Source organism: Craurococcus roseus (assembly GCF_039523795.1).
In the GTDB taxonomy this organism is placed as follows: domain Bacteria; phylum Pseudomonadota; class Alphaproteobacteria; order Acetobacterales; family Acetobacteraceae; genus Craurococcus; species Craurococcus roseus.
This window is the reverse complement of record NZ_BAAAFZ010000027.1, coordinates 32,982-41,849: the sequence shown is the minus strand read 5'-3', so window position 1 is coordinate 41,849 and position 8,868 is coordinate 32,982. Positions and strand designations below refer to the sequence as shown.

Here is an 8,868-nt window from a genome sequence, read left to right as displayed (position 1 = left end):
CGAGGCCGCCGGACCGGAGCCGGCCGGCGCCGCTCAACCGCCGCCGGCCGCCGCGTCCTGCGCCGCCGCCCGGTGGGCGGCCGTGTCGGGGCCGGCGCCCGGGCCGGCCCGGGTCGTCGGCAGCCCGGCGCTCGGCTGCCTGGCCGGGGCGCAGCCTCTGCCGGCCGACGGGCCGGGCTGGCAGGCGGTGCGCTTGTCCCGGAACCGCAACTGGGGCCACCCCGCCCTGCTCGCCTTCGTGCAGGACTTCGCCGGCGCCGCACGGGCGCGCGGCCTCCCCGAGCTTTGGATCGGCGACATGGCGCAGCCGCGGGGTGGACCGATGCCCTACGGCCACGCCAGCCACCAAACCGGCCTGGACGTGGACATCTGGCTCGACCTGTCGCCCAAAGGGCGCACGCCCGCCGCCGCGCGGGAGGACGTGCGCGTGGCGTCCCTGGTGCTGCCGGACGAAACCGGCGTGTCGCGAGCGCAATGGCGTCCGGGGCACGCAACACTCATCCGCTTGGCGGCGGAGTCGCCGGCGGTGGACCGGGTGCTGGTCAACCACGCCATCAAGCGCGAGTTGTGCCGCGCTGAGGCCGGCGCCCCCTGGCTCCGCCGCGTCCGGCCGTGGCGCGGCCACGATTCCCACATGCACGTGCGCCTGCGCTGCCCGGCCGGGCAAACGGAGTGCCGGGACGCGCCGCCGCCGCCGCCCGCGGACGGCTGCGACGCCTCCCTCGACTGGTGGCTCACGCCCGAAGCGCGGCAACCGCCGCCGCGCCCCTCGGCCCCGCCGCCGCCGCCCCTGCCGGCGGCCTGCGCCGCGATCCTGAACGGCGGGTGAGCGGGTCCGGACGGGCGGCCGCGGCGCCTACCAGCGCCGGGCCGGGCCGCAGTCCAGGTGGACGAAGCCGTCCCGGCGGTAAAGGCCGACGCCCCCCACCTGCATCTCCGCGGCCAGCCGCGCCATCGCCGTGGAATCGCGCCCCGGCAGCCGCACGTCCGCGGCCATGCCGGACATGTGCAGGCTGACGCGCGACACCCGGCGCGAAGCCCGCGCGCGCGCCGCGTTGGTTTCCGGCGCGCGGTAGCCGCTCACCACCTGGAAGGCTTCCGCGGCATCGAGCAGCCGCGCCATGGTGTGCAGCACGTCGAAGAGGCGCGGGTCCATCGGCGTCGCCTCGTCCAGGGAGGGGTCGCGGAACACCCAGTCGAGCCGGCGGAGCGCCTCGCGGTCGTACCGGCCGTCCCTCCAGTAGACGTCGTCGAAGGTTTCACCGGTCTGCACCCGCTGGATCGACAACCGGCGCGGGGCGCCGCCCGCCACGCCCTGGGCCAGCGCCGCCGCCCCGCCGGGCCCGACCGCGGCGAAGCAGCCGAGGCCGAGCCCCGCGCCCAAAACGCCGCGCCGGCCGACCGCGTGCCCGCAACCGCCGCCCTCGCAGCAGGGGCAGGCGAGGCGCGGACGCCGCACTCAGCGCACGCCGGCGACGCGCGCCGGCCCCGATGCCACGGCGGGCGGCCGCCGCGCCGGCGCGTCCAGGGCGCGGGCGTAGGCTTCGTCCAGCCCGTAGATGTCGGGCCGGACCCGCACCTCGCCCGCTTCGACCACGGCGGTCGTGTAGTGCAGCCGAACAGGCAGCGGGCGGGCCAGCGCGATGGAAGCGGTGGCGCGGCCGTCGAGGACGCCGACCGCGCGCGCCCGGTCCCACCCCGCCGTGCCCTCCAGCACCAGGTCGAGCAGGTCCAGCGGCCGCTCCAGCCGGATGCAGCCCGAGGAGAAGGCGCGCTCCGGGCGGGTGAACAGGTGCCGGTCCGGGGTGTCGTGCATGAAGATGTCTTCGGTGTTCGGCATGATGAACTTGATCCGCCCGAGGGCGTTCGCCGCCCCCGCGTCCTGGCGGACGATGTAGGGGAAGCGCTCGCGGCTGACAGCCTTCCAATCGATGGAAAGCGGGTCCACCTCCACCCGCTCGCCGTCCACGAGTTGGTACACGCGGAAGCCCTTCTCCGCCATCGCCCGCGCGTTGCGCCGGAACTTCGGCAGCAGGTCCTCCTTGGCGTTCCGCTCGGGCACGCCCCAGGGCGGGTTGAACTGCACCGCGTTCATCCGCAGCCGCATCATCGGCGTCTGCCGGTCCGGCCGGCCGACGACCACCGCCATGTCGAGCAGGGTCCGCCCCCGCTCCAGCACCTGCAGGCGCTGGTGCGCGACGTTCACCTCGATGCGCCGCTCCGCCGGCGCCGGCGCCGGCGCGCGCCGCATGTCGAGCGCCACCCGCAACTGCCGCACCAAGGCCTCGGCCGGCCGGTTGAGCGCGGCGAGGGACATGCGGCCCACGCGCCCGTCCGGCTGCAACCCCTGCTCCGCCTGGAAGCGCTGCACGGCCGCGACCAGCACCGGGTCGTAGACCGCGGGGTCCTCGGGCGGGGGGGCGGTCAGCAGCGGGTCGGTCACGGCGAGCCGGGCGCGGAGCGCGGGCACGCGGACCGGGTCCGAGGCGCCCGGCTCCAGCGTGCCCTCGCCGGCGGGGACCGTCGGCCAGCCGCCCGCCTCCACCCGCGCCCGCGCCGCCGCCAGCGCCGCCTTGAGCGGTGCGGCGTCGGCCGGCAGGAAGGCGGCGCGCTCGATCACCGCGGCCGGTTCGGCCGCGGAGGAGAGGCTTTCCACCAAGGGGGCCAACGGGTGCGCGGCCGGGTCGCGGCGCAGGTCGGGCCGGCCGGCGAGGTTCTGCACGCGGCCGTGCGCCAGGTCGGCCAAGGCGAGCGAGGCGGCGCGCAGCAGCGCCGCGTGCCAGGCCGCCGGATCGGCTTCCGCGAAGGCGTCGTCGGGGATGCCGTAGGCCCGCGGGTCGAGCCCGTCCTCCCCCAGGCGCCGCAGGCGGTCGGCCAGGCGCGCGAAGGCCGGCGCGACGGCCCCCGCCGCCGCCTCCCTGGCCATCGGCGCGTCGGTGCCGGTGGCGGCGGACGGTCCGGGGATGAAGGCGGCGAGGAGGCCCAGCGCGAGCAGGGCAGAACGGGACGGAAGCACGCCTCCTTGATACAACCGCCCCGGGCCCGAGGGCAAGTTTTGACATCGCATCGGAATGCGCGCCGGCGCCCCGGCGGCGTTTCCCGGCTACCGCCCCCCGCCGATCGGCAGGCACGCGCCGGTGACGTAGCTCGCGGCGTCGGAAAGCAGCCACAGCACCGCCTCGGCCACCTCCTCCGCGGTGCCGCCGCGCCCCATCGGCACGCCCGCCGCGCCGCGCGCCACCCGGTCCGGCATCCCGGCCGCGGCGTGCAGTTCGGTGTCGATCAGCCCCGGGTTCACCGCGTTGACCCGGATGCCCTCCGCCGCGACCTCTTTGGAAAGTCCGACCGTGAAGGTGTCCACCGCGCCCTTGCTGGCGGCGTAGTGTATCCACTCCCCCGGCCCGCCCAGGGCGGAGGCGCGCGACGACACGTTGACGATGCCGCCGCCGCGCCCGCCCCGCGCGGTGGACATGCGCCGCACCGCTTCGCGCGAGCACGCGGCGAGGCCGAGCACGTTGGTCCGCATCACCGCTTCCCACACCGCGTCGGGGATGTCCGCCAAGCGTCCGGCCGCCCCGGTGATGCCGGCGTTGTTCACCAGCGCGTCGAGCCGCCCGCCCCACTCGGCGTCGAGCGCGGCGAAGCACCGCTCGCGCGCGGCCGCGTCGCCGACATCGGCCCGCAGCGCCAGCACGCGCGCGCCGGCTTCCCGCGCCGCCGCGGCCGTCTCCTCCGCCCGCCCGGAGTCGCCGAGGTAGGTGAGGCACACGTCGTAGCCGCGCGCGGCGGCCAACCGCACGACGGCGGCGCCGATGCCGCGCCCTCCCCCGGTCACGAGCACAACACGACGGTCCGCCATCCCAACCTCCTGCGTCCGCTGCCTCCGTCGCGGCCGAGCCTGCCCGCGCGCCGCCGGGCTGTCATCCCGGCGGCGCTTGCGGCAGCATCGGCGCGACAAGGAGGGAGGATGCCGCGATGTTCAGGAACGACCTCTTCGCCGGCCAGCGCGTGCTCGTCACCGGCGGCGCCACGGGGCTCGGCCGGATGATGGCGGAGCGCTTCCTCGCGCTCGGAGGCGCGGTCGAGATCTGGGGCCGCCGACCCACCGTGGCCGAGGAAGCGGCGGCGGCGATGAACGTGGCGCATCCCGGCATGGCGCGTTGGCAGGCGGTCGACATCAAGGACCCCGACGCCGTGGAGCGCGCCGTTTCCGCCGCCTGGGACGCCGGCGCGCCCTGCACGCACCTCGTCAACAACGCCGCCGGCAACTTCGTCAGCCGCACGGAGGACCTGTCGCACCGCGCCTTCCGCGCCATCGCCGATATCGTCTTCCACGGTTCCTTCCAGGTGACGCACGCGGTCGGCCGCCGCTGGATCGCCGAGAAGAGGGGCGGCCACGCCGTCGTCTCCATCGTCGTGACCTGGGTGCGCACCGGCAGCCCCTTCGTGGTGCCCTCCGCCATGTCGAAGGCCGGGGTGGACGCCATGACCAAGTCGCTGGCGGTGGAGTGGGGCCGCTACGGCATCAGGCTCAACGCCATCGCGCCGGGCACCATCCCGACGGAAGGCATGTACGCCCGCCTTCGCCCCGGCGACGACGACCCGACCGCCAAGGCCGCCGCAGGCAACCCGATGGGCCGCGTCGGCACGGCGGAGGACATCGGCAACCTCGCCGCCTTCCTGCTCGCGCCGACATGGGTGAACGGCGAGACGATCGCGCTCGACGGCGGCGGCTGGATGAAGGGCGGCGGCGGCTTCAACGACCTGTTCGCGTGGGGCGACGCCGAGTGGAAGGACGCGCGCGAGCGCATCCGCGCCCGCAACGAGGCCGACCGGGCGCAAAGGGGGTCCGCGAAGCCCGCCTGACCCGGTGCCCGAACGGACGCTTGCGCCCCGACCCCCGGCCGGTTGAGCATCGCCCCAACCAACGAGGCAAAGGAGGACGGCCATGGAATTCGGGTACTTCGCCATGCCCTCGCACCCGCCGGAGCGCGGCCTGAAGGAAGGGCACGACTTCGACCTCAAGGCCCTGCGCTGGTTGGACGAACTCGGCTTCACCGAAGCCTGGATCGGCGAGCACCACACCGCCGCCTGGGAGCCGCACCCGGCGCCCGACCTCCTGATCGCCCAGGCGCTGATGCAGACCAAGCGCCTCCGCATCGGCCCCGGCGGCTTCCTGCTGCCCTACCACCACCCCGCCGAGTTGGCGAACCGCGTCGCCATGCTCGACCACCTGTCGGAAGGCCGCCTCAACTTCGGCATCGCCGCCAGCGGCCTGCCGAGCGACTGGGCGATGTTCAACGTGGACGGCATGTCCGGCGCCAACCGCGAGATGACGCGTGAGGCCTTGGAGATCATCCTCCGCCTCTGGACCGAGGACCAGCCTTTCCACCACGAAGGCAAGTATTGGAAGGTGGACCGGCCCGAGCGGATGTTCGGCTTCCTGGAGCCGCACATCAAGCCGCTGCAGAAGCCGCACCCGCCGATCGGCGTCGCCGGCCTCTCCAAGAACTCCGACACGTTGAAGCTGGCCGGCGAGCGCGGCTACCTGCCGATGTCGCTGAACCTCAACCCGGCTTACGTTTCCAGCCATTGGGACAGCGTCGAAGCCGGCGCGCGCCGCACCGGCCGCACGCCCGACCGCCGCGACTGGCGCCTGGTGCGCGAGGTCTTCGTGGCCGAGACGGACGAGGAGGCGTGGCGCCTGTCCGTCGGCTCCATGATGGGCCGCATGATGGGCGAGTACTTCCTGAAGCTGCTCGCCAATTTCGGCTTCCTCGAATACCTGAAGCACAGCCCCGAGGTGCCGGACAGCGACGTGACGGTGGAGTACTGCGCCAAGCGCAACTGGCTCGTCGGATCGCCCGCGACGGTCGCCGAGAAGCTGGAGAAGGTCTACGAGGAGGTCGGCGGCTTCGGGCAGATCCTGGTGTTCGGCTTCGACTACGCCGAGAACCCGGAAGCCTGGCGCACCTCGCTCGGCCTGCTGCAAACGGAGGTGCTGCCGCGCGTGAAGCACCTGGTGCCGAAGCCGGCCCTGGCGGCGGCGGAGTAGGGAGGCGCGGCGCGCCGGGAGGCCGCCGGGCCGCCCCGCTGGGCCGCCCGGCGGGGCCGCCCGGCGCGGGTCAACGGCCCCCGCCCGCGAGCGCCGCGGCCACGGTCCGGACCAGCGCCTCGATCCGGAACGGCTTGCGGAGGAACGCCACGAAGCCTTCGCACCCGCGCCGCGCGGTGGCCTCGTCGAGCGAGGTCATCAGCACCACGGGGATGAGCCGCAGCACGGGTTCCGCCCGCATGGCCCGGAGCACGCCCGGCCCGTCCAGGATCGGCATCATGTAGTCGAGGAGCACCAGGTCCACGGCCGCTTCGGCCAGCCGCTCCAACCCCTGCTCGCCGTTCACCGCCGCGATCACGCGGTGCCCCTCGTCTTCGAGGGCCATCTCGATCACCTCGGCGAGCCCGAACTCGTCGTCTATGACCAGCACCGTCGCCATAGGGCTACCCGCCACCGCCGCGCGGCCGCGTCGGGCCCTTCCCCGGGGCGAAGGCCGAGCCGCGGCGAACGGCCGCTTGGCGTTCGACGCCGAAGCCGCTCATGACGGACTCGGCGTCCGCGAAGGTGCCGGCCAGCTCAATTCCGGCGCCGGTGATGCGGAACTCGCGCAGCGCCAGGTCGAAGTCGCTGCCCCGCACCTTCATCACGGACACCAGCCGGTGCAGCCGCGCCCGGAGCTCGACGAAGCGCAGCAGCACCATGTTGTCCACGATCACCGAAACGCCCTCAACCGGCACGGCGACCTCCGGGCCGACGAGGTTCATGGTTTCGCCGGCGACGAACGTGGTGACGCCGAGCGCGCGCAGCTCGTTGCACAGCGCGGCGAAGACCTGGCTCACCCGCTCCCGCCGGTCGATCGCTTCCAGGTAGCCGCCGAGGCCGTCCACGAAGAGCCGCTTCACGCCGCGCCGGCGCACCGCTTCGATCAATTGGCTCCCGAGGTCGTCCATGATCTGCTCGGCCGTCGGCCGCCACAGGATTTCGAGGTCGCCCCGCTGGACGGGACCGTCGAGGTCGAGGCCCATGGACGCGGCGTAGGCCGCCAAGCGGTCGGGCGTCTCGTAGAAGCCGAAGTGCAGCCCCGGCTCCCGTTCGCTCGACCGGGCCAGGTAGTGCATCCCGAGCGTCGTCTTGCCGGTGCCCGAAGCGCCGAGCACGAGCGTCGTCGTCCCGGCCAGCGGCCCGCCGCCCATCATGCCGTCGAGCGCCGGCACGCCGGTCGAAACCCTCCCGTCGGGTCTGCCGTCCGGCTGCGAAGGCCGTGCCAGCAACGCCTCGATGCGCGGATAGACGGCGATGCCGCCATCGGTGATGCGGAACGGGTGCCGCCCGCGCAGCGCGCCGGAGCCGCGCGATTTCCGCACCTCCAGCTCGCGCTGCGACCGGCTGCCGACCCGCGAGTCCTCCAACGCGATGAGGCCGTCCACCATGGTGTGCTCTGGGTGGTGCTCGGCGCGGCTGCTGCTGACGAGCAGCAGCGCCACGCAGCCCTCGGTCGAGATGAAGGCCTGCAGCTCGTGGAAGAACTTGCGGAACTCGCGGTCCGAGTCGCCGCCCTCCGCGACCGCCATCAGCCCGTCCACGGCGAGCACGGTCGCGCCGCGGGCGCGGACCTCGCGGCGCAGCAGGGTCATCAAGCCCCTTAGCCCGCCCTCTTCCAAAGCGCGGAACGCGCTTACGTAGTACACTCCGTTAGGGACCAGGGCGGGATCGTAGAACCCGAGCCGCTCCAGGTGCTGGACCATGCGGGCGTGGTTCTCGGCCAGCAGCGTCACGAACAGCGCCTTGCCGCCGGCCCTGGCGTGTTGGAAGCAGACCTGGTTGGCCAGTATCGTCTTGCCGGCGCCCGGGCCGCCGCGCACGATGTAGCCGCCGCCCGCGAACAGGCCGCCGCGCAACACGGCGTCGAGCCCCGGCACGCCGGTCGGCACGCGCTGCAGCCGTCCTTCGATCCCCGCGGCGGGACCGGGCCCGCCGGCGCCCTCCTCCGTCATGTCCGCCCTTCCCCCTCCCCTGCCGCAGCCCCTTCGTCCATGCGCAAAGGCAAGCGGACGACGAAGGTTGCGCCCTCACCGGGGCGGCTCTCGACCGCGATGCCGCCGCGCATGGCGTCCACCAGCCGCCGGACCAGCCAAAGGCCGATGCCGAAGCCGCCGTTCCGCCTTTGGCCGACCGCCTGCTCGAAACGCCCGAAGATCCGGGCGCGGTCCGCTTCGGAAAGCCCGGCGCCCCGGTCCCGCACCGCCAGCGTGAGATCGTCCGCGCCGGCCGCGAGCCCCACGTCGATCGGCTTGCCGGCGCCGAACCGCAGGGCGTTCGAGAGCAGGTTGTCGAGCACCTGCTCGACCGCCAAGCGGTCGAGGGTGGCGGCCACGCCGTCCCGGACGTCGAGCCGCAGCGCGCACCCGGCCCGCGCCGCCAGCGGCGCGTAGCCTTCCACGGTCTCGCGCACGACGGCGGAAACGTCCGTGGCGGCCGGTTCGAGGCGGATCTGGCCGGAGCTGGCGCGCGAGATGTCGAGCAGCGTGGTAGCGCGCCGGAGATAGTGCCGGACGGCGACCTCCAACCGCTCCAGCCCGGCCGCGACCTGCGCCTGCGACGACCCGCCGCGCCGTGCCGCCGCGAGCAGCAAGTGGACCTGGCCGGCGATGGGCGTCATCGGGTTGCGAAGCTCGTGCGCGGCGATGGCGATGAAGTCGTCCCGCGCCCGCACCGCCGCGCGCAACTCGGCGACGGCGGCGCGCAACTCGTCCGCGGTGGCGCTGGCGAGGTCGCCGTCCCCAGGAGGCCCTGCCGGCATCCGCGTCGTCGCC

The 8,868-nt window shown here is 74.4% G+C and carries 9 protein-coding genes; 3 read left to right on the top strand and 6 right to left on the bottom strand.

The features are described from left to right. On the top strand, window positions 1–829 hold an 829-nt coding region (mepA, locus tag ABD067_RS11160), incomplete at its 5' end, for a penicillin-insensitive murein endopeptidase (protein ID WP_343895366.1). Window positions 830–856: 27 nt separating this feature from the next. Here the strand turns inward: mepA and ABD067_RS11155 are convergent. The 3 genes from ABD067_RS11155 to ABD067_RS11145 all read right to left on the bottom strand — a co-directional run bounded on the left by ABD067_RS11155 (window position 857) and on the right by ABD067_RS11145 (window position 3,859). Continuing rightward, window positions 857–1,459, bottom strand: coding sequence for a DUF882 domain-containing protein (locus ABD067_RS11155; RefSeq protein WP_343895365.1), 603 nt, complete (start codon window positions 1,457–1,459; stop codon window positions 857–859). Beyond that, window positions 1,460–3,016 carry a L,D-transpeptidase family protein gene (locus ABD067_RS11150; protein WP_343895364.1) on the bottom strand — a complete coding sequence of 519 codons (1,557 nt, stop codon included), beginning with the start codon at window positions 3,014–3,016 and terminating at the stop codon, window positions 1,460–1,462. Between the two features lie 87 nt (window positions 3,017–3,103). Then, entirely contained in the window at window positions 3,104–3,859 is a 756-nt protein-coding gene (locus ABD067_RS11145; protein ID WP_343895363.1) for an SDR family oxidoreductase, read from the bottom strand. A 116-nt stretch (window positions 3,860–3,975) separates the two neighbouring features. Here ABD067_RS11145 and ABD067_RS11140 point away from each other — a divergent pair, with 116 nt between their 5' ends. Together ABD067_RS11140 and ABD067_RS11135 are read left to right on the top strand one after the other, a co-directional pair. Next, window positions 3,976–4,866, top strand: coding sequence for an SDR family oxidoreductase (locus tag ABD067_RS11140; protein WP_343895362.1), 891 nt, complete (start codon window positions 3,976–3,978; stop codon window positions 4,864–4,866). Window positions 4,867–4,948: 82 nt separating this feature from the next. Continuing rightward, window positions 4,949–6,055: an LLM class flavin-dependent oxidoreductase gene (locus tag ABD067_RS11135; RefSeq protein WP_343895361.1), complete on the top strand. Its 1,107-nt coding sequence runs from the start codon at window positions 4,949–4,951 to the stop codon at window positions 6,053–6,055. Between the two features lie 70 nt (window positions 6,056–6,125). Here the strand turns inward: ABD067_RS11135 and ABD067_RS11130 are convergent, their stop codons facing one another. From ABD067_RS11130 to ABD067_RS11120, 3 genes are read right to left on the bottom strand one after another with little or no spacing between them, the layout of a single operon-like run. Next, the gene (locus ABD067_RS11130) at window positions 6,126–6,494 is read right to left on the bottom strand and encodes a response regulator (RefSeq protein WP_343895360.1); all 369 of its coding nucleotides are present in this window, start codon (window positions 6,492–6,494) and stop codon (window positions 6,126–6,128) included. A gap of 4 nt (window positions 6,495–6,498) precedes the next feature. Next, window positions 6,499–8,049 (bottom strand): ATPase domain-containing protein, encoded by a 1,551-nt coding sequence (locus ABD067_RS11125; protein WP_343895359.1) that lies wholly within the window; start codon window positions 8,047–8,049, stop codon window positions 6,499–6,501. Then, complete coding sequence (locus tag ABD067_RS11120; RefSeq protein ID WP_343895358.1) at window positions 8,046–8,855, bottom strand: sensor histidine kinase; 810 nt, start codon at window positions 8,853–8,855, stop codon at window positions 8,046–8,048. Before ABD067_RS11120 ends, ABD067_RS11125 begins: the two co-directional genes overlap by 4 nt. Window positions 8,856–8,868 lie beyond the last annotated feature (13 nt).

Coding starts and splice junctions, on each gene's coding strand:
- ABD067_RS11140 (WP_343895362.1), top strand. CDS start 3,976: ATGTTCAGGAACGACCTCTTCGCCGGCCAGCGCGTGCTCGTCACCGGC.
- ABD067_RS11120 (WP_343895358.1), bottom strand. CDS start 8,855: ATGCCGGCAGGGCCTCCTGGGGACGGCGACCTCGCCAGCGCCACCGCG.
- ABD067_RS11130 (WP_343895360.1), bottom strand. CDS start 6,494: ATGGCGACGGTGCTGGTCATAGACGACGAGTTCGGGCTCGCCGAGGTG.
- ABD067_RS11125 (WP_343895359.1), bottom strand. CDS start 8,049: ATGACGGAGGAGGGCGCCGGCGGGCCCGGTCCCGCCGCGGGGATCGAA.
- ABD067_RS11145 (WP_343895363.1), bottom strand. CDS start 3,859: ATGGCGGACCGTCGTGTTGTGCTCGTGACCGGGGGAGGGCGCGGCATC.
- ABD067_RS11135 (WP_343895361.1), top strand. CDS start 4,949: ATGGAATTCGGGTACTTCGCCATGCCCTCGCACCCGCCGGAGCGCGGC.